This is a genomic window from Amycolatopsis stemonae (assembly GCF_054781455.1).
Genome location: NZ_BAAGUJ010000008.1, coordinates 171,104 through 190,641, shown reverse-complemented (window position 1 = coordinate 190,641; position 19,538 = coordinate 171,104). Strand labels below are relative to the sequence as shown.

Annotated in this window: 20 protein-coding genes; 11 read left to right on the top strand and 9 right to left on the bottom strand. The window is 71.9% G+C overall.

Annotated features, from left to right (window positions below; all coding sequences use genetic code 11):
- Nucleotides 1–91: 91 nt before the first annotated feature.
- From ACYVLJ_RS28390 to ACYVLJ_RS28380, 3 genes are read left to right on the top strand one after another with little or no spacing between them, the layout of a single operon-like run.
- Entirely contained in the window at nucleotides 92–1,033 is a 942-nt protein-coding gene (locus ACYVLJ_RS28390; protein WP_460440962.1) for a hypothetical protein, read from the top strand.
- Complete coding sequence (locus ACYVLJ_RS28385; RefSeq protein WP_460440961.1) at nucleotides 1,030–1,449, top strand: ABA4-like family protein; 420 nt, start codon at nucleotides 1,030–1,032, stop codon at nucleotides 1,447–1,449. The genes ACYVLJ_RS28390 and ACYVLJ_RS28385 overlap by 4 nt, the downstream gene beginning before the upstream one ends.
- Nucleotides 1,446–2,225 (top strand): purine-nucleoside phosphorylase, encoded by a 780-nt coding sequence (locus ACYVLJ_RS28380; protein ID WP_451977629.1) that lies wholly within the window; start codon nucleotides 1,446–1,448, stop codon nucleotides 2,223–2,225. The genes ACYVLJ_RS28385 and ACYVLJ_RS28380 overlap by 4 nt, the downstream gene beginning before the upstream one ends.
- A gap of 40 nt (nucleotides 2,226–2,265) precedes the next feature.
- Here the strand turns inward: ACYVLJ_RS28380 and ACYVLJ_RS28375 are convergent, their stop codons facing one another.
- Nucleotides 2,266–3,426 carry a glycosyltransferase gene (locus ACYVLJ_RS28375; protein ID WP_460440960.1) on the bottom strand — a complete coding sequence of 387 codons (1,161 nt, stop codon included), beginning with the start codon at nucleotides 3,424–3,426 and terminating at the stop codon, nucleotides 2,266–2,268.
- Between the two features lie 30 nt (nucleotides 3,427–3,456).
- Between ACYVLJ_RS28375 and ACYVLJ_RS28370 the strand changes: the two genes are divergently transcribed.
- The 8 genes from ACYVLJ_RS28370 (at nucleotide 3,457) to hisS (ending at nucleotide 10,869) form a co-directional block, all read left to right on the top strand.
- A complete protein-coding gene (locus tag ACYVLJ_RS28370) occupies nucleotides 3,457–5,091 on the top strand; it encodes a phospho-sugar mutase (protein ID WP_460440959.1) in 1,635 nt (544 codons plus the stop codon).
- Complete coding sequence (locus ACYVLJ_RS28365; RefSeq protein WP_460440958.1) at nucleotides 5,091–5,543, top strand: flavodoxin family protein; 453 nt, start codon at nucleotides 5,091–5,093, stop codon at nucleotides 5,541–5,543. Before ACYVLJ_RS28370 ends, ACYVLJ_RS28365 begins: the two co-directional genes overlap by 1 nt.
- A 325-nt stretch (nucleotides 5,544–5,868) precedes the next feature.
- A complete protein-coding gene (locus ACYVLJ_RS28360) occupies nucleotides 5,869–6,273 on the top strand; it encodes an XRE family transcriptional regulator (RefSeq protein ID WP_360684221.1) in 405 nt (134 codons plus the stop codon).
- Nucleotides 6,270–6,791, top strand: coding sequence for a hypothetical protein (locus tag ACYVLJ_RS28355; protein ID WP_451977643.1), 522 nt, complete (start codon nucleotides 6,270–6,272; stop codon nucleotides 6,789–6,791). Before ACYVLJ_RS28360 ends, ACYVLJ_RS28355 begins: the two co-directional genes overlap by 4 nt.
- Nucleotides 6,788–7,915, top strand: a complete 1,128-nt coding sequence (locus ACYVLJ_RS28350; protein WP_460440957.1) for an MAB_1171c family putative transporter — start codon at nucleotides 6,788–6,790, stop codon at nucleotides 7,913–7,915. The genes ACYVLJ_RS28355 and ACYVLJ_RS28350 overlap by 4 nt, the downstream gene beginning before the upstream one ends.
- A 1-nt stretch (nucleotide 7,916) precedes the next feature.
- Nucleotides 7,917–9,080: an amidohydrolase family protein gene (locus ACYVLJ_RS28345; protein WP_460440956.1), complete on the top strand. Its 1,164-nt coding sequence runs from the start codon at nucleotides 7,917–7,919 to the stop codon at nucleotides 9,078–9,080.
- Between the two features lie 85 nt (nucleotides 9,081–9,165).
- Nucleotides 9,166–9,555 carry a hypothetical protein gene (locus ACYVLJ_RS28340; RefSeq protein WP_460440955.1) on the top strand — a complete coding sequence of 130 codons (390 nt, stop codon included), beginning with the start codon at nucleotides 9,166–9,168 and terminating at the stop codon, nucleotides 9,553–9,555.
- A gap of 24 nt (nucleotides 9,556–9,579) precedes the next feature.
- Nucleotides 9,580–10,869: a histidine--tRNA ligase gene (gene hisS / locus ACYVLJ_RS28335; RefSeq protein ID WP_460440954.1), complete on the top strand. Its 1,290-nt coding sequence runs from the start codon at nucleotides 9,580–9,582 to the stop codon at nucleotides 10,867–10,869.
- A 124-nt stretch (nucleotides 10,870–10,993) separates the two neighbouring features.
- Here the strand turns inward: hisS and ACYVLJ_RS28330 are convergent, their stop codons facing one another.
- The 8 genes from ACYVLJ_RS28330 to ACYVLJ_RS28295 all read right to left on the bottom strand — a co-directional run bounded on the left by ACYVLJ_RS28330 (nucleotide 10,994) and on the right by ACYVLJ_RS28295 (nucleotide 19,496).
- The gene (locus ACYVLJ_RS28330) at nucleotides 10,994–12,184 is read right to left on the bottom strand and encodes a sensor histidine kinase (protein ID WP_451977658.1); all 1,191 of its coding nucleotides are present in this window, start codon (nucleotides 12,182–12,184) and stop codon (nucleotides 10,994–10,996) included.
- On the bottom strand, nucleotides 12,181–12,828 hold the full coding sequence (locus ACYVLJ_RS28325) for a response regulator transcription factor (protein WP_460440953.1): 648 nt from the start codon (nucleotides 12,826–12,828) through the stop codon (nucleotides 12,181–12,183). Before ACYVLJ_RS28325 ends, ACYVLJ_RS28330 begins: the two co-directional genes overlap by 4 nt.
- 64 nt (nucleotides 12,829–12,892) lie before the next feature.
- Nucleotides 12,893–14,173 (bottom strand): cation:proton antiporter, encoded by a 1,281-nt coding sequence (locus ACYVLJ_RS28320; protein ID WP_451977664.1) that lies wholly within the window; start codon nucleotides 14,171–14,173, stop codon nucleotides 12,893–12,895.
- A complete protein-coding gene (locus ACYVLJ_RS28315; protein ID WP_460440952.1) occupies nucleotides 14,170–15,435 on the bottom strand; it encodes a cytochrome P450 family protein in 1,266 nt (421 codons plus the stop codon). The genes ACYVLJ_RS28320 and ACYVLJ_RS28315 overlap by 4 nt, the downstream gene beginning before the upstream one ends.
- Nucleotides 15,432–16,502, bottom strand: coding sequence for an alpha-hydroxy acid oxidase (locus ACYVLJ_RS28310; RefSeq protein WP_460440951.1), 1,071 nt, complete (start codon nucleotides 16,500–16,502; stop codon nucleotides 15,432–15,434). Before ACYVLJ_RS28310 ends, ACYVLJ_RS28315 begins: the two co-directional genes overlap by 4 nt.
- A complete protein-coding gene (locus tag ACYVLJ_RS28305) occupies nucleotides 16,502–18,040 on the bottom strand; it encodes a Rossmann-fold NAD(P)-binding domain-containing protein (RefSeq protein ID WP_460440950.1) in 1,539 nt (512 codons plus the stop codon). The genes ACYVLJ_RS28310 and ACYVLJ_RS28305 overlap by 1 nt, the downstream gene beginning before the upstream one ends.
- Before the next feature lie 80 nt (nucleotides 18,041–18,120).
- On the bottom strand, nucleotides 18,121–19,044 hold the full coding sequence (locus tag ACYVLJ_RS28300) for an aldo/keto reductase (RefSeq protein WP_460441131.1): 924 nt from the start codon (nucleotides 19,042–19,044) through the stop codon (nucleotides 18,121–18,123).
- 50 nt (nucleotides 19,045–19,094) lie between these two features.
- Nucleotides 19,095–19,496 carry a MerR family transcriptional regulator gene (locus ACYVLJ_RS28295; protein ID WP_451977676.1) on the bottom strand — a complete coding sequence of 134 codons (402 nt, stop codon included), beginning with the start codon at nucleotides 19,494–19,496 and terminating at the stop codon, nucleotides 19,095–19,097.
- Between the last annotated feature and the right edge of the window lie 42 nt (nucleotides 19,497–19,538).

The window sequence follows — 19,538 nt, the reverse complement described above, 5'->3', positions numbered from 1 at the left end:
GTGGGACTCCGGGTCAACCCTGAAGACTTCTCAGTATGGATAGCTTAGCTTCCCATAACGGAGAGTTTGACTATCCGTTCTGGGAGGGACCATGACCATCCTCGCCGACGTCCGAAGCCGGACCCACGGGTGGCACCGGCCGTCCGCGGTCGCCGCCGCCACCTTGGGGGTGGTCGCGGTGCTGTGCGTCGCCGCGCTGCTCCTCGACCAGCGAACCCTCGAGGGCGCGCCGATCTGGGCCAAGCCGTTCAAGTTCGCGGTGTCCGGCGCGCTCTACTTCGCCACCTGGAGCTGGCTCGTCTCGCTGCTGCCGCGGTTCCGGCGCACGGCGGGCCGGCTGACGAACTTCCTGGTGCTGATCTTCGGCGCCGAGTACTTCCTGCTCGTGGTCCAGGCCGTGCGCGGCCGGGCGAGCCACTTCAACGTCGCGACCCCGCTGGACGCCGCGATCTACGGCGTGATGGCCAAGATGATCATCGGGCTCTGGGTCGCGACGCTGGCGCTGACCGTGCTGGTGATGTTCACGAAGCTCGAAGACCGGGCGAGCTTCTGGGCCGTGCGCGCCGGCGCCGTGCTGTCGCTCGTCGGGATCTCGCTCGGCATCCTGATGACGAACCCGACCGCGCAGCAGCTCGCGCAGTGGCAGGCGGGCGGGCGGCCGGACATGGTCGGCGCGCACACGGTCGGGCTCCCCGACGGCGGCCCCGGCCTGCCGATCCTCGGCTGGAGCACGGTCGCCGGCGACCTGCGGATCCCGCACTTCGTCGGGATGCACGCGCTGCAGGCGCTGCCGTTGCTGGCCATCGCGCTGGCGGCCCTGGCCCCGCGCTTCGCCCGGCTGCGCGACGACGTCGTCCGCGCGCGGCTCGTCCTCGTCGGCGCGGCCGGGTACGCGGGCCTGACCGGGCTGGTGACGTGGCAGGCGCTGCGGGCGCAGTCGCTCGTGCACCCGGACGCGCTGACGCTGGGCGCGTTCGCCGTGCTCGTGGCGGGCGTCGGGCTCGGGTCCTGGGCCGCGGTGCGCGTCCGATGACCCTCTTCGGCCTCGCGTTCCCGCTGGCGGCGCCGTTCTGGGCGCTGATGATCCTGGCGCCGGAGTGGCGGTGGACCGCGCGCGTCATGCGGTCGCCGTGGGTGCCGCTCCTGCCGCTCGTCTGCTACTTCGCGCTCGAACTGCCGCACTTCGGCGAGTGGGGCCGGGCGATGCTCTCGCCCGACCTCGGGGTCCTGCGGACCCTGCTGGCCACGCCGTGGGGCGCCGGGCTCGTCTGGGCGCACCTCATCGCGTTCGACCTGTTCGTCGCGCGGTGGATGTACTTCGAGGGGCGCGAGCGGGGTATCTCGCCGTGGGTCGTCAGCCCGATCCTGCTGCTGACGATCTTCCTCTCGCCGTTCGGGCTGGTGGTGTTCCTCGTGGTCCGGGCCGTCCGGATACGCTCCCTGGCATGACTGAACACGAGGCCGCGGCCGCCATCGCCAAGCGCACCGGCGTGGACGCGCACGACATCGCGGTGGTCCTGGGATCGGGCTGGCGCCCGGCGGCGGACGTCATCGGGGAGTGCGAGACGGAGATCCCGTTCGCCGAACTGCCCGGCTTCACCACGCCCGGCGCGGTGGGCCACGGCGGCACCATCCGCTCGCTGAAGATCGACGGCAAGAACGTCCTGGTCATGCTGGGGCGGACGCACTTCTACGAGGGCAAGGGCATCGACCCGGTCGTGCACAACGTGCGCACGGCCGCGGCGGCCGGCGTCCGGACGGTGCTGCTGACCAACGCGGCGGGCGGGCTGCGCGAAGGGTTCCGCGTCGGGCAGCCGGTGCTGATCTCCGACCACCTGAACCTGACGGCGCGCTCCCCGATCGTCGGGGCGAACTTCGTCGACCTGACCGACCTGTACTCGGCGCGGCTGCGCGGCATCGCCCGCGAGATCGACCCGTCGCTGGAGGAAGGCGTCTACGCGGGCCTGACCGGGCCGCACTTCGAGACGCCGGCGGAGATCCGGATGCTGCGCACGCTGGGCGCGGACCTGGTCGGCATGTCGACGGTCCTGGAGGCGATCGCGGCCCGCGCGGCCGGCGTCGAGGTGTTCGGCCTGTCCCTGGTCACGAACCTGGCCGCGGGCATGACCGGCGAGCCGCTGAACCACGAAGAGGTCCTGGAAGCCGGCCGCGCCGCGGCCACGAAGATGGGCTCCCTGCTGCGGGAGCTGGTCTCCCGCGCCTGACCGGAATGGCGGCACTTCCCGGGGAAGTGCCGCCATCGGCTCAGGCGAAGCCGGGGAGCTGGGCGGCGACGTCGGCCGGGGAGGGCATGGCCGCGACTTCGGCCGCCAGGGTGCGGGTCGCGTCGGCGACCGCGGTGTCCGTGAGCAACGTGCGGGCCCGGGAGGCCACGGCTTCGGCCGTGACCTCGGCGGCGAGCAGGCGCGCGCCGACGCCGGCCGCGACGACCGCGTCCGCGTTGCTGAACTGGTCCGCGCCCTGCGGGAGCAGCAGCTGCGGCCGGCCCGCGCCGAACGCGCCGAGCGTCGTGCCGCTGCCGCCGTGGTGGACCACCAGGTCGACGTGCGGCAGCAGCTCCGACTGCGGGACCCACGCTTCGAGCCGGACGTTCGACGGCACCTCGCCGAGCGCCGCCGGGTCGACTGTCGGGCCCGTCGCGACCAAGACGTCGACGTCCAACCCGGACAGACCTTCGATCGCCGCGCCGAGGACGCCCGCGTGACCCATCGCCGTGCCGAGCGTCAGGTAGACCAGTGGCCGCGAGCGGTCCAGCACGCCCGCGGGCAGCTCGCCCGGCTCGCTCCAGCCGACCGGCCGCAGCGGGACGCGCGTCGTGCGGGCCAGGAAACCCGGCTCCTGCACCGATTCCGGGCAGATGTCGACGAACGGGCCGCCGAACGCGAGGTCTTCGCCGACGGTGATGCCCAGTTCCGCGGCGTGGGCGCGGATCGCGTCGCGGATCTGCACGACCATCGGGTCGTCGGCCGACACCCGGCCGAACCCGTGCGCCACCACCGGGATCCCGGCCTTCATCGCGGCGAACGCGCCGCCCGAGTTGCCCGACTCGCTCACCACCAGGTCCGGCCGGACCTGCTCGAACAGCGGCAGCAGGTCGGCGACGAACCGGCCCGGCATCAGCTCGCCGAACACCTTCGCGACGATCGGGCCGAGCACCTCCGGCGGGATTTCGCCCGGCGGGCGCCGCGGGCCGGCCGGGCCGGCTCCGGCGAACGCCTGGCCGAACGCGTCTCTGATGGCGAGCCCGGCCGCGGCCGTCTCGAGCCCGGCTTTGGTCAGCTGTGGCAGGAAATCTTCGGACGTGGCGAAGACGACGTCGTGGCCCGCGTCGCGCGCGGCGACCGCCAGCGGGACGAGCGGGAACGTGTGACCGTAGGACCCCAGTGAGGTGAAGAGCAAGCGCACTCCCCCGACCCTAGCCCGTAGGCTGGCGCGGTGACTGTGACCTCCACCCTGCGTGACGCCGCGTTCCGCTGGATCGCCGACGACCCCGACGACGACGCCCGCGCCGAGCTGCAGGACGTCCTCGCCCGGGCGATGGGCGGCGACGCCGCGGCCGGCGACGAGCTGGCGGACCGGATGGCCGGGCCGCTCGAGTTCGGCACCGCGGGGCTGCGCGGGCCGGTGCGCGCCGGGCCGAACGGGATGAACGTCGCCGTCGTCACCCGGACGACGGCCGGGGTCGCCCAGTGGCTGAAGGCGCACGGGCACGCGGGCACGCTGGTCGTCGTCGGCCGCGACGCGCGGCACGGCTCGGAAGCCTTCGCGACCGCGGCCGCCGAGGTGCTGTCCGCGGCCGGCTTCGACGTCAAGGTGTTCCCCAAGCCGTTGCCGACGCCGGTGCTCGCGTTCGCCGTCGGCCGGCTCGGCGCGGTGGCGGGCATCCAGATCACCGCGTCGCACAACCCGCCGGCGGACAACGGGTACAAGCTCTACGACGCGACCGGCGGGCAGATCGTGCCGCCGTCCGACGGCGAGATCGAGCGGGCCATCGAGGCCGCGCCCGCCGCGGTGAGCGTGCCGCGGGCGCCGGGTGCCCAGGTCGTCGACCTGCTGGACGCCTACCTCGAAGAGGTGGCGGCGCTGCCGATGGGCGCGGACCGCGTGGTGCGCGTGGCCGCGACGGCGCTGCACGGCGTCGGCGCCGACACGCTGCACGCGGCGTTCGAGCGGGCCGGGTTCACCGACCTGCGCCTGGTGGCCGACCAGGCGTCACCGGACCCGGACTTCCCGACGGTGTCGTTCCCGAACCCGGAGGAACCGGGCGCGACGGACCAGCTGCTCGCGCTGGCGTCCGATGTGGACGCCGACCTGGCGATCGCCCTCGACCCGGACGCCGACCGGTGCGCGCTCGGCGTCCGCGAGCGCGACGGTTCCTGGCGGATGCTGCGCGGCGACGAGACGGGCGTGCTGCTCGGCTCGTACTTGCTGTCCACAGTGGACCGCACGGTCCTGTCGGACCCGCTGGTCGCGACGACCATCGTCTCGTCGTCGATGCTCGGCGAGATCGCGAAGGCCGAGGGTGCCCACTACGCCGAGACGCTGACCGGGTTCAAGTGGCTGGTCCGCGCCGGCGAAGGGCTCGTGTTCGCCTACGAAGAAGCGCTCGGCCTGTGCGTCAACCCGGGCTTCGTGCGGGACAAGGACGGCATCGCCGCCGCGACGCTGGCCGCCGGGTACGCCGCGCGGCTGAAGGCCGAGGGCCGCACACCGCTGGACGTCCTCGACGACCTGGCGCGACGGTACGGCGTCCACCTGACCGACCAGGTTTCGCTGCGCGTCACGGACCTCGCCGTCCGCGGGCAGCTGATGGCGAAGGTGCGGGCGACGCCGCCGGCAGAGCTGGGCGGGGTCGCGGTGACGCTCGAAGACCTGCTGCCGGACGCGGACGTGCTGCGCCTGACCGGCGAAGGCGTCCGCGTCGTCGTGCGCCCGTCCGGGACCGAGCCGAAACTGAAGGCGTACCTGCAGGTCGTGACGCCGGTGACGGGCTCGCTGGCAGACGCGCGGGCCGCGGCGCAGGAACGGCTGACGGCGCTGCGCCGGACCGTCGAGGAGCTGCTCGCCTGATGCCGAGGCTGCTGATCGTGCACCACACGCCGTCGCCGTCGACGCAGGCGCTGTTCGAAGCGGTGCTGGCCGGGGCGGCGCACCCGGACATCGAGGGCGTGGAGGTCGTGCGCCGGCCGGCGCTGGCGGCGACCGTGCCCGACGTCCTCGAGGCGGACGGCTACCTGCTGGGCACCCCGGCGAACCTGGGCAGCATGAGCGGTGCGCTGAAGCACTTCTTCGACACGGTCTACTACCCGTGCCTGGACGCGACGCGCGGCCGTCCGTTCGGCTACTGGATCCACGGCAACAGCGACACGTCCGGGACCGAGCGCCAGCTGCTGGCCATCACGACGGGGCTGGGCTGGGCGAAGGCGGCGGACCCGGTGATCACGACGGGCGACCCGGACAAGAAGACCCTCGACGCCTGCACCGAACTGGGCGGCACGCTCGCCGCGACGGTGATGGCCTGACGGAGACATTCAAACGGAGACATTCAAGAAGATTAGGGGGCCTGTCACCGGAAGCCCTGGGGGTCGACCTCCGGCAACAGGCCGTTGGCCAAGGGATCGCCGCGAGGGCGTTCAACCTTGGCTCCCGAAGCGTACTACAGACGGCCGATCATGACGAGTCGGCGGACACGACGGCCTCTCGTCTTGCGGTTCCGTACACCCCCAGGGTACGGAGAGCAAGACGAGAGGCGCGCCAACTGTAAACCACTGCATACGATAGCTGTCAACATGTGCGTACAGTGGTTTCCCGGCTAGAATTTTCACGGCGGAAACCTAGGGGGCGGAGATGGCACGGGAACGCACCTTCGCGGAGCGCCTCAGCGCCCTGATCGAGGCGGCTCGGGTGGACGGCCGCGCGCCGCACAGCTACCGGGAGATCTCGGCGGCCGTCGAGCGGGCCGGCGGGCCGGCGATGTCGCCCGCCTACCTGCAGCAGCTGGCCACGGGCAAGCGCGTCAACCCGAAGATCCACTACGTCGAGGCGCTGGCGAAGCTGTTCGGCGTGCCCGTGACGTACTTCTTCGACGAAGAGGCGGCCGCACCCCCGGCCGGGGAAGCGCAGCTGATGGCGATGCGGGCGCAGGAGCTTTCGCCGCAGGGGCGAAGGCAGGTCATGGACCTGCTGGAGCTGGTGGAGCGCTACGAACGGGCCGAACGCGAGGGCCGGAACCCGGAGGACGCCGCGCGATGAAGGAACGGGAGCTGCGCCGCCGCTGCCGCAAGCTGCTCAAGCAGCTCGACATCGGCCCGCCGCTCGACGTCGAAGTCCTGTGCGCGCGGCTCGGGGAGCAGCGCGGGAAGCCGATCCGCCTGATGGCCTACCCGCTCGAGGTGCCGGGCCCGTTCGGCTGCTGGATCGCGACGTCGGCGGCCGACTACATCTTCTACCAGGCCGAAACGACGAAGTCCCACCAGGACCACATCATCCTGCACGAGCTCGGCCACATGCTGGCCGACCACCACCCGCACGGCGACGCCGAGCCGGCGGACTTCCTGCGCGGCCCGGTTCCGGATCTTGACCCGGATGCCGTACACCGCGCGCTGCGCCGGTCGTCCTACGATGACGCGCACGAGTGGGAAGCCGAGACCGTCGCGACCATCATCCTCGAGTGGGCGTCGGTCCTGAACTACACGATCCCGCGGCGCGCTGCGGACCGGGATCTCCGCCGGATCCAGGGGGCGCTCGGCGATCACCAAGGGTGGTTGTGAGCACACTTTTCAGCCCCGTGAACATCGTCGCGCTGGTGCTGTTCGCCGCCGCGCTCGCGTGGCGGATCTACCAGGTGCAACGTGCGCCGACGGTGCCGAACTGGGCAGTGACGGCGTGCGTCGCCGGGTTCGCCGCGGCGTTCCTGCTGCAGCAGCCGGTGGTGTCCGACGAGGTCGACGCGGTCCTCGGCCTCGGTGCCGCGCGCGTGGCCAACAACGCGCTGCTGGCGTGCGGCGTGTGCGCGCTGGTCATCTTCTTCCTCGGCTCGGCGCTCGGCCCGCGGCGCTACCGCCGGGTGGCGGTGGAGCTGGTGCCGCTGGCCGCAGCGATCGCGCTGATGATCGTCGCGATGGCCCTGACCCCGCCGCAGCTGCGCGGGCTCCCGCTCGGGCCGTCGACGATCCACGACTCCGGGATCGCCGTGTTCTACCTCGGCGCCGGCCTGTACCTGATCTACGGCCTCATCGCCTGCACCGCCTGGATCGTGCGCTACCAGCGGGTGGCCGACCGGCACCTGCGGATCGGCCTGCGGCTCAGCGCGGCCGGCATGGCCTGCGCGGCGATCGGCAGCATCTTCCGCGCGCTGTACATCGTGGTGGCGTGGGCGTTCGGGCCGGTCGTCAAGGTCCTGCTGCTGCTCGGGGTGCCGTTCGTGATCATCGGCGGGATCCTGTTCCTGCTCGGCGTCACCTACCCCGGCGTCCGGGCGCGCGTTGCGGCGCTGCGACGCCGACGTCAGCACCGCCGGGAGCACCAGGCACTGGGTCCCTTGTGGACGGTCCTGGTCCAGGCCTTCCCCAGCATCGTGCTGCGGACGCCGCCGCGCCGCCGGAGCGAACGGCTTTCGCCGCGCAGCATCCACCGCGTCCACTACCGCCGGGTGATCGAGATCCGGGACGGCCTGGTGCAGCTTTCGCCCTACCTGGACGCGGACTTCGGCGAGGTCGTCGCGACCGACCCCGGCGCCGCGGCGGCCGCGTTGAAGACGGCGCTGGAGCGGCACGCGGCCGGCGAGGAGAGCGACGGCCACGCCAAGCAGATCCTGCCCGCGCCGGCGGACGACATCGAATCCGACGTCCGGCCGCTGCTCGCGCTGTCGGCCGCACTGGAGAACGGGGCGTGACGTGGACATCCTGATCACCGCCGGCCGGGTGCTGCCCCGGCCGTCGGCGCCGGTGGAAGACGGCGCCGTGCTGGTCCGCGACGACGTGATCGTGGCGGCCGGCCCGCGCGCGGACGTCGTCGCGCAGGCGTCACCGGACGCCGAGCGGCACGACTTCCCCACCGCCACCGTGCTGGCCGGGCTGTTCAACGTCCACGTGCACCTGGCTTTCGACGCGTCCCGGGAGATGCTGGCGCACTTCTCGGCCGGCACGTCGGTGGATGACGCGCGCTCGCGGCTGTCTTCGATGCTGCGCAGCGGGGTCACGACGGTGCGGGACCTCGGCGACCGCGGGCACCTCGGTGCGGCGGTCCGCCAGTCGTTCGACGGCGAGGCCGCGCCGCGGCTGCTCGTGTCGGGCCCGCCGATCACGGTGCCGGACGGGCACTGCCACTTCTTCGGCGGCGCGGTCGCTTCCGACGACGAGATCCGCGCGCTGGTCGACGCCAACGCCGAAGCGGGCGCGGACGTGATCAAGGTGATGGCCAGCGGCGGCCAGATCACCGAGGGCGGCGCGGACATGTGGGAGTCGCAGTTCTCCGAGCGCGAGCTTTCGGTGGTGGTCTCCCACGCGGCTTCGCACGGGCTCCCGGTGGCCGCGCACGCGCACGGCGCGGACGCGATCGAGGCGGCGGTTTCGGCCGGGGTGTCGACGATCGAGCACTGTAGCTTCCTGACCGGGCCGCGCTCGTTCGACCGCCGCGACGCCGTGGCCGCGCGCATGGCGGCGTCGGGGATCTCGGCGTGCTCGACGAGCAGCCGCAACTGGCGGGTGATCGTCGAGAAACTGGGTGACGACGCGGCGCAGGCGATGTACGGGCGGCTCCCGTGGCTGGAAGAACACGGCGTCCGGCTGCTGTCGGGGACGGACGCGGGCCTGCCGGGCTCGGTGTTCGACGACCCGGTGGGCGCGCTGGAGCTGTACGAGTGGCTGGGCTTCCCGCGGCGGCGGATCCTCGAGATCGCCACCTGCGACTCCGCGGCGGGGCTGGGCCTCGCCGACGTGACCGGGCGGCTCGAAGCGGGCCTCGCCGCGGACGTGCTCGTCGTCGAGGGCGATCCGCTGGCGTCGCTGTCCGCGCTCCGGAACCCGCTCTTGGTGCTGGCCCGCGGCCGGGCGGCCTAGGTCCCCGATCGGGGAACGCCTGATTTGGTGACAGCGTTTTAAAACAGTGTTACTGTTGCGCTCACCCACCTCGAAGGAGTCCCCGATGCACGGACCGACCCAGCTGTTCACGGTGATCGCCCTGGTCTCGCTGCCGACCGTGATGTACGGCGGCTACGCGCTGATGGGCGTGCTGCGCGAGAAGAAGCTCACCGAACACCAGCGCGCGATGTTCCGCGCCGGCCACGCGCACGCCGGCGTCCTGCTGATCCTCGCCCTGGTCGCGCTGCAGATCCTGAGCCGGACGACCTTCTCCGGCAGCACGCTGTGGATCGCCTGCTTCCTGCTGCTCTTCGGGATCCTCGCCCAGTCCGGCGGGTTCTTCCTGCACCTGGTCCCGGACCGGGGCAAGCTCGGCGGGCGCGTCACGTCGGCCGGAGCCGTGCTCCTCGGCGCCGCCACGCTGCTCACGGCCTACGGGGTCGCCTTCGCCTGAGCCCCGGTCGTTAAGCTGGGTGACGTGCCTGAATACCTGCCGACCGCGCCCTACAAGGGGACCCGGGACTTCCTGCCCGCCGAGATGTCCGTGCGCACCCAGGTGTTCGGACATCTCTACGAGGTCCTCGAGCGCCGCGGCTTCCTCCGCTACGACGGCCCGATCCTCGAATCGGCCGAGATCTACGAGCGGAAGTCCGGTCAGGAGCTCGCCGACAAGCAGCTGTACACGCTGACCGACAAGGGCGGGCGGCGGCTGGCGCTGCGCCCGGAGATGACGCCGTCGGTGGCCCGGATGATCGCCGGGAGCGCGAAGTCGCTGTCGTTCCCGGTCCGCTGGTACAGCCACCCGAACTGCCACCGGTACGAGGCGCCGCAGCGCGGCCGGGTCCGTGAGCACTGGCAGATCAACGCGGACATCTTCGGCTCGGACAGCGCGAACTGCGAGATCGAGATCTTCGAGCTGGTGCACGACCTGATGGCCGCGCTGGGCGCGACGCCGGACATGTTCGTGCTGCGCGTCAACGACCGGAACCTGCTGACGTCGGCGCTCACCGACGTCGCGGGCGTCTCCGAGGACCACCTGGCCCAGGTGTTCGCGCTGGTCGACCGCTGGGAGAAGTACCCGCGCGAGAAGCTGGCGGAGAGCGCCGCCGAGATCGGCCTGTCGGACAAGGGGTTCGAGAAGCTGGCCGAGACGCTCAGTGCGGGCGAGGCGCTGCTCGACGAGCTGCCGGCCGAGGTGCGCGAGCAGTCGAACCTGGTGCGCGTCTTGAACGGCAGCGCGGGCAGCCTGGTGAAGTACGAGCCGATGATCGTGCGCGGGCTGGCGTACTACACGTCGACGGTGTTCGAGGTCTTCGACACCTCGCCGGAAAACCGCCGCGCCCTCTTCGGCGGCGGCCGCTACAGCGACCTCGCGTCGATGTTCACGCCGCAGCAGATCCCGGGCATCGGGTTCGGCATGGGTGACGTCACGCTGATGGACTTCCTCGACACGCACGGCCTCACGCCGGCGCCGCGCAGCGAGGTCGACGTCATGGTGATCCCGGTGACCGAAGACCTGTCGGACGAGGCCCGTTCGGTCGCGCGGTCCCTGCGCGCCGCCGGGCTCCGCACGTCGACGCCGATCGAGCACCGCAAGCTGGGCAAGGAGCTCGGCCGCGCGGACAAGGCGGGCGCGGTCGCGGTGGTGATCGTCGGCCAGGAGGACTGGGCGGCGGGCAACGTCACGGTCCGCAGCCTCGCCACCCGCGAGCAGAACCCGGTCGCCATCGCCGACGCCCCCGCCGCGGTCCAGGCCCTGCTGGCCTGAACCCCGTGCTCAGCGGGGCATCACGCGTGTTCCCAGAGGCATCACGCGTGATTGGGGAGGCATCACGCCGATGCCCCTCCAGTCACGCGTGATGCCCGTCCAATCACGCGTGATGCCTCTCTGATCACGCCGGGTCGGCGCGGAGCAGGCGCAGGGTGAACGTGGCTCCGTCGCCGGGACGGCCTGCGGCCGCGATCGTGCCGCCGTGGCCCGTCACCACTTCGCGGACCAGGGCCAGGCCCAGGCCGAAGCGGCGGCCGTCGCCGTCCGAGCCGCGGGCGAACCGCTCGAAGATGCGTTCCGCGTCGGCCGCCGGGAAGCCGACGCCCGTGTCGCGCACCCGCAGCTCCACGTGCCGCTCGTCCGGCACGCCCAGCCACACCTCGATCGAGCCGCCGGGTGGGGTGTGGCCCAAAGCGTTGTCCAGCAACGCCGAAAGCACGCGCCGCAGCGCCGTCGGGACCCCCTGGACGACGTACTCGCGCCGCTCGCGCGTCACCGCCAGCCGGACGTGGCCCTCCCCCGCGCGCACCGCCTCCGCCGCGACGGCTTCCTCCGCCAGCGACCCGAGTTCCACCAGCTCCAGCGATTGCCGGTCGCACGCCTGCGCCGACAGCAGCAGGTCTTCGACGACGTCGCCGAGCTCCCGCGTGCCGCGCACCAGCTGGTCGAGGTCCGCCGCGTCGCGGCCGGACGCGCGCCGGGCCAGCAGTTGCGCCCGCGTGTGCAGCCGGGTCAGCGGGGCACGCAGCTCGTGGGAGGCGTCCGCGACGAACGTCCGTTGCCGCCGCAGCGCGTCGGCCAGCGGGCGGATCGCGCGGCACGCCAGCACGCGGCCGCACAGCACGGCCGCCAGCAGGGCGAGCACCTCGGCGACGATGAGCCCGGACACCAGCGCCGAACGGTCCTGGATCTGGTACAGCTCCTCGAAGAACGCCTGCGAGACGACGCCGCCACGGTTCTCGACGCGGATCGTGTACGTCATGCCGCCGATCGAACGCCGTTCCGTGTGGACGTCGCCGGGGGACGGCACAGTCGCGGTCAACGCCGGGATGGGCATCCCGGCCGGCGGCGGGCCCGCGGGTGCGTGCAGGGCCGGGGTGAACAGCCAGACGCACCCCGGCGGGGTCGCGGCCGGGCCCAGCTCGGTCGTGCGGGCCAGCGTGCGGTCGGCCTCGGCGTGCTGCCGCGAAATCAGCATCCCGTAGGCGATCCCGCCCGCGACCGCCACCAGCAGCGAAACCACCACGGCGATCTGCGCGGTGATCGCCCACCGCGCCCGCCGCAGGGCCCGCTCTTCGGGGTCGGGTCTCATACCGCGCCGATCTGGTAGCCGAGGCCGTGCACGGTCCGGACGACGTCGCGGCCGAGCTTGCGCCGCAGGTAGTACACATAGGTGTCCACAATGGACTCCCCGGTGGAGTCGGCGAAGACGCTCGTGCGCAGTGTCGCGCGCGGGTGGATCGCCTTGGGCCGCTGCGCCAGGGTCCGCAGCAGCTCGAACTCCCGCCCGGACAGCGTGATCCGCTCCCCGCGCGGCAGCACGACCTCGTGCCGCAGCAGGTCGAGGGCCGCGGTGCCGACCGGCAGGCACTCGGCACCCTCGAGGTCGCGACGGCCGAGCGCGCGCAGCCGGGCCAGCAGCTCCTCGGCCTCGAACGGCTTGACGAGGTAGTCGTCGGCACCGGCGTCGAGGCCGCCGACGCGGTCGGCGAGCTCGCCCAGCGCCGAAAGCACCAGGACCCGCGTGGTCACCCCGCGCGCCCGGAGCCGGACGAGCAGCTCGAGCCCGTCCAGCACCGGGAGGCGACGGTCGATGACCATCACGTCGTACTGCCCGGTGAGCCCGAGGTGCAGGCCCCGCTGGCCGTCGTGCGCCGCGTCGGTTTCGTAGCCCTCCTCCGCGAGCAGTTCGGCGAGCAGGCCCGCCAGTTCGCGGTCGTCCTCGACCAAGAGCACTCTCGGTTTAGCCGCCCCATCGTGCACGAACCCATACTGGCAGTGATCTTCCGGAATTGAACCCTCAACTTTTCCCGGTTACCGGGACCGGCTCGGCCGTCGGGAGCACCTCGCTGGTCCCCTTGCGGGCATCGCGCCGGTCGAGCCACCCGAGCACCGGCGCGGTCATCACGGTCGTGACCAACGCGACGAGCACCAGCACCGTGAACAAGGCGGGCGAGACGATCCCGGCGGCCAGCCCGACGTTGAGCGCGATCAGCTGCATCAGCCCGCGCGCGTTGACGAGCACGCCGACGCGCGAGGCGATCGCCGGCGGCTCCCCCGCCAGCCGCGCCGCGCCCCAGGACGCCCCCAGCTTGCCGACGATCGCGACGAGCACGCACACCACCGCGAACGCGAGCAGCTTCGGGTCCGCGAGCAGCGCGAACCGGGTGTTCAGGCCGGAATAGGTGAAGAACAGCGGCAGGAACACGATCCGCCCGATCGGCATGATCTTCGCGAGCACGGCGTCGGCCGCGGGCGCGCGGGGGAACGCGATGCCCACGCAGAACGCGCCGAACACCGCGTACAGCCCGATGGTGTCGGTGAACCAGGCCGCCGCGAACAACGTCATCGCGGTGATCAGCACGCGCTGGTCGACGCTCACGCGCTCGCTGCTCATCGCCTTGGCCAGCAGCCGCCGCCCGACGATGAACACCAGCCCCGCGAACAGGACACCGCCGCCGAGCGCGAGCGCGACCGGCCCGGCCGAACCGGCGTGCATGCCGAGCACGACGGCCAGGAGGACCCACGCCAGCACGTCGTCGAGCGCGCCGCAGGCCAGCGCCAGCGAGCCGAACCGGGTCGAGGCGATCCCGCGTTCGGTGATGATCCGCGCCAGCATCGGGAACGCCGTGATCGCCAGCGCGACGCCGACGAAGGCCATCGACGTCACCGGCGAAACGCCCTCCTTGCCGATGCCGACCCAGCTCAGGCCGACGGCGCTGACCCCGAAGCCGAGCACCAGGGGCACGAGCGTCCCGGCCGAGGAGATCGCGGCGACCGCCTTGCGGGACTTCCCGATGCTGCTCAAGCTGAACTCGTAACCGGCGCCGAACATGTAGATGACCAGGCCGATCTGGCCGCCGACGTAGAGCAGCGACCGGATGGCGTCGGGGAACAGGGCGGCCTGCACGCCCGGCAGCAGCAGGCCGAGCAGCGACGGGCCGAGCAGCACGCCGGAGATCATCTCCCCGACCACCGGCGGCTGGCCGAGCTTGACCGCGACCAGGCAGACCAGCCTGACCACGACGAGGATCACCACGACGGCCAGGAAGAAGACCGGCGCCGCTTCGGACGGGCTCATGACTCACCTCCGGCGAAGTACCTGGAACAGAGGGCTTGCTTCCGCGCGTCGAGCACCATGTACGTCCCGAAGACCAGCTGGGCGAAGCTGCGCCAGACGTCTTCCCAGCGGTCGCGGACCGCGAGCCACACCAGCGGCGCGTGCTTGCGGCGGGCGCCGCGCGGCGTGAGCAGCACCGGGCCGCGGTTGGGGATCGAGCGCGTGTGCCCGGCCGTCGAGGCGAGGCTGAACCGGCGCAGGACCTCCTGGGCCACGACGCGCATGGTCACCGGGGCCAGGCCGCGGGCCGGGCAGGCGCGGTTCTGCGCGACCCCGAACGGGATGAAGTCGTCCTTCGCCGTCTGCGAGGCGAAACCCGGGTAGCTGAAGCACAGCACTGTCCCGGCGGGGATCGTCAGGTCCGGCAGCTCGATGTCCGCGGTCGAGATCCGGTGCGCGATGCCGAACAGCGGGAACGCGCGCAGGCCGTCCAGGATCACCTGGTCCAGGTAGGCGTCGTCGTCCGGGTGCGCGGCGAGCCGGGCTTGGACGTCCGGGTCCTGCGCGATGATCATCAGCAGGTGCGCCATCGCCTCGGACATCTGCACGACGGCGGTGTTGAAGAACGTGCCCTGGAGGTAGAAAGCCTGCTCCTCCGGCGTCAGCGAGTCCGGCAGCGGGTGCGGGATGTCGGCGAGGCGCCGGCGCAGGTACTTCGTCAGCCGGGCCCGGCGGCGCATGTTCCGCGGCCGCACGCACTTCAGGGCCGAGACGACGTCGTCGGCGTGCCCCACGATGAGGTCCCGTGCCTCCGGCGGGCACGGCTCGTCGAACACCAGCTCGTAGTACAGCTCGGCCCAGATCGGCATCATCTCGTCGCGCAGCCGGACCAGCCCCGGGCCGAGGTCCTCGAGGACGTGCGCGGCCACCCGGCGGGCCAGCTCTTCGGAGTCCTTTTTGGACTTGACCAGGATGTGCCGGGTGCACTTGGCGACCTCGTCGTAGCGCGGCCCGGGTTCGAGGTGCTCCTGGTGCACCTCGGGCCCGGGTGCGAGCCAGTACCAGAACAGGTCGGACAGCGCCGCGCCCTGGCTGCGGCCGTTCGCCGCCGGATCGGCGTAGACGCGCTTGAAGTCGCGGGCGCCGACCTGCTCGCCCGGGATCGTCACCGTGTCCTCGCCGTTGACCAGCGCGAAGATCTTCATGCGCAGCGCCACGACCCGGCCGGGCAGCCACGCGGGCGCGGTCGCCACGGCGGCCGCCGCCAGCGCCTTGCCGATCATCGCCGCACCTGGTCCGGGGTGAGGTCGGCCGGGTGCCGGCCGCCGCACATGGCCAGCGCTTGGTCGAAGTCGTCACGCAGCAGCTCCAGGACCTGCGTGACGCCGTCGCGGCCGGCCGCGGCCAGGCCCCAGACGACCGGGCGGCCGACGCCGACCGCGTCCGCGCCCAGGGCGAGGGCCTTGACGACGTCGGTGCCGCGGCGGATCCCGCCGTCGAGCAGCACCGGGATCGCCCCGCCGACGGCCGCCGCGATCTCGGGGAGGACGTCGATCGTGGCGGGCACGGTGTCGAGCTGCCGGCCGCCGTGGTTGGACACGACGATCCCGGCGACGCCGTGGTGCACCGCCAGCCGCGCGTCCTCGGGGTGCAGGACGCCCTTGATCAGCACCGGCAGCTTCGTCTTCCCCCGCAGCCACGCGATGTGGTCCCAGTTCAGCCCGGCCGACATGACGATCTCGCGGACGTGGCTGGTGTTCCCGCCACTGCGGTTCTCGCCGATGTTGCGCAGGTTCTCCACGACCAGCCCGGCCGGCAGGTCGTGGAAGTCGTTGCGGTCGTCGCGCTCGCGGCGGCCGAGCACCGGCGAGTCGACGGTCACGACGAACGCCTTCACCCCCGCGGCTTCGGCGCGCCGCACGATCGCCTCGGTGAACTCCAGGTCCGGCTGCAGGTAGAGCTGGAACCACAGGCCCGGATCCGGCGCGACCTCGCGGGCCGCCGCGGCGATGTCCTCGATCGCCGTGGTCGAGGCCATGCTGACGATCATGATCGTGCCCGCCCGGGCAGCGGCCCGCGCGGTAGCCACCTCACCATCGGCGTGCGCGAGCCGGTGGAACGCCGTCGGGGCGACGAGGATCGGCATCGAGGACGGCGTCCCGAGCAGCGTCAGGCTCAGGTCGCGCTTGTCGCTGCCGCGCAGCACCCGGGGCAGCAGCCGCAGCTTCTTGAACGCCGATTCGTTCTCCGCCAAGGTGATTTCGTCCTGCGCGCCGCCCGCGAAGTAGTCGTAGTGCACCTGATCGAGGCGTTGCCGGGCCGCCGCCTCGAACTCCGCGACCGTCCGCATCACAGCTCCCGCGCGAAGAACGCGGTCAGCGGCTCGACGTGCACCTCTTTGTCCCATTCGTTCTCGAGGTTCTCGGTGACGTGGTGGGTGGCGACGAGCTCGCCGCGGCGGTAGTGCCGGACGATCGGGTGCAGGTAGTGGCCTTCGCCGTGGTCGTTCGCCTTGTCCTGGGCCGCGCGCGCGACGAAGTCGAACGGGTCGATCTTGTCGTGGTCGGGGCCGTAGTCGAGGGTGACGACGTAGGCGTCCTCGGGCGGGTTCGCGAGGACCCGGTCGACCGGCACCTCTTCGCGGTAGCGGGCGGTGTCGCCGTCGATCTCGAGGACGTCACCGAGGAAGCCGAACTGCTGGTACAGCGCGGAACTCCGGTTGATCCGAGTGATCACGGCTTCGGTGAGCGCGTCCGGTTTGGCGGGTAGTTCGACGCTCGGCCACGGCGTGTCGTGGTACCGCTCGTCCAGGACCTTCGCCAGCGCGCGGACGCCGTAGCGGAAGCCGTGGATGAACGCGCTCGTGGCCTTCTTGAAGTCGCGGACCTGCGTGATCGTGCCGGCGAAGTAGAGGCCGGGCACGTTGACCGACTCCCAGTCCGGCGTCTGCGCCGGGAAGCGGTCGTCGATCGTCAGCTCGGGACGGCAGTCCTCGTCGAACAGGGAAGCGTCGAAGCGGAAGCCGGTGCAGCCGATCACGCGGTCGTAGCGGATCTCCTTGATGACCTCGTCGGCGCGGGCGAAGGAGAACTTGACGTGGTAGCCGTCGGCGTCCTTGCGGACCTCGCGGACCTCGCCGTCGAGGATCGCGTGCTGGAGCTTGAGCTGGTACATGTCGAGGATGCCCGCGTTGTAGGCGCGGAGGTGGCCGACGAAGTGGGTGCGCCAGGCGAGCTTCACCGGCCGCGGCCCGCCGACGTGCACGACCGCGGCGGTCTCGCACAGGTTGTCGGCGGTCTCGAAGGCGGAGTTCCCCTTGCCCAGCACGAGAACACGCTGGCCGGTGAAGCTCTTCGGGTCGACGTCGACGTCCGCGTACTGGTCGATCAGCTCGACGCCGGGGAACTGCGGGATGTACGGCTTGGTGACGCCGGTGGCCAGGACGAGCCGGCGCGCCTGCCATTCGTCATCACCGGCGGTGACGATGAAGAGAGCGCTTTCCGGATCGCGGCGGATGCGCGTCACCCGGGTGTCGTAGCGGACCTGCACTTGGTGTTTCGCCGCGTAGTCGGCTAGGTAGCGAAGCAGATCCGGGGCGTCCGGGAAGAGCTTCTCGCTGTAGTCCGTGAACAGGACCGGCTCGTCGTCGCCTTCCGCGAGGATCGAGTTCCAGTCCATCCGCAGGCGCAGCTCGGGATCGCCGTACCTGGTGTGCTTCTTGTTGATGGAGATGAGGGTCCGGTGCCGGGGGAAGGTCTCGAAGAAGTGGCCGGGCGCGGAACCGGCCTCCAGCACCAGGTACCGGTGCCCGGCGTGGCCGAGGTGCTGCCCCAGCTGCAGCCCGGCCGGCCCGGCCCCGACGACCAGACAATCGAGCACTTCCGCCACGACGACCTCCTGCAGGCTCGGCACCTTGATCGATGCCGAGCCTGCTCCGGAGATCTCAGAAAAGGCTCAGAAGGAGTTGCCTACCGGCCGGCGGCGCGCGCCAGCCGCTCCGGGTAGCGCTCCCCCGCGACGGCTTCCGCCGGCGCGGCCGCTTCGATGGCCGCGAGGTCGTCCGCCGTCAGGTCCAGCGAAGCCGCCGCCACGTTCTCCTCGAGGTACTTGCGGCGCTTGGTCCCCGGGATCGGCACGACGTCCTCGCCGTGGGACTGCACCCAGGCGAGCGCCAGCTGACCGGCCGTGACGCCCTTCTCCTCCGCCAGCTTCCGCAGCGCGTCGACGATCGCCGTGTTGCGCTCGAAGTTGCCCTCCGCGAAGCGCGGCAGGCCGCGGCGCATGTCGTCCTCGGGCAGGTCCGCCACGGACTTCACCGCGCCCGTCAGGAATCCGCGCCCCAGCGGCGAGAACGGCACGACGCCGATCCCCAGCTCCCGGCAGGTGCCGAGGATTTCGCCTTCGATGCCGCGGGTCCACAGCGACCACTCGCTCTGCAGCGCGGTCACCGGGTGCACCGCGTGCGCCGCGCGGATCGTCGCCGCGCTCGCCTCGGAGATCCCGGCGTACCGGATCTTCCCGGCGGCCACCAGCTCGCCCAGCGCGCCCCAGGTCTCCTCGATCGGCGTGGCCGGGTCGACGCGGTGCTGGTAGTACAGGTCGATGTGGTCGACGCCGAGCCGGCGCAGCGACTCGTCACAGCTCTTCTTGACGTACTCCGCGTCACCGCGCGCGCCCATCGCGCCGTCGGTCCACACGATGCCGAACTTCGTCGCGAGGACGACCTCGTCGCGCCGGCCGGCGATCGCGCGGCCGACCAGCTCCTCGTTGACGCCGTTGGCGTAGACGTTCGCGGTGTCCAGCAGCGTGACCCCGAGGTCGAGCGCCCGGTGGATCGTCGCGACCGACTCCTGCTCGTCGTCGCGGACGCCGTAGGACTGGCTCATCCCCATGCAGCCGAGCCCCTGGGCGCTGACCTCCAGGGCGCCGAGCTTCCTGGTCTTCACGCGGAAATCTCCTCCATGCCGGGTTCGACGCCGAGCACCTTGCGCTCGACCTGGGCGTAGTTGTCGATCTTGTAGTCGAGGACGTCGAGGCAGGCCTGCAGCTCGGCGATCCGCTCGGCGACCGACCGGCGCTGCTCCACCAGCAGGGCCTTGCGGCGGCCCGCGCTGGCCACGCCGTGCCGGCGCAGCGACGCGTACTCGCGCATGCTCTTGATGGGCATCCCGGTGGTGCGCAGCTTGGTCAGGAACCCCAGCCAGCCGAGGTCCTCGTCGGAGTAGGCGCGGCGCCCGGCGGTGTCGCGGGCGGGCGGGTCGAGCAGTTTGATGCGCTCGTAGTACCGGAGGGTGTCGATGGACAGTCCGCTACGTCGCGCGGCTTCCGCTATCGAGTAGCTCATGACCTCGACACTACGACCTGGAGTGCACTCCAGGTCAACTCC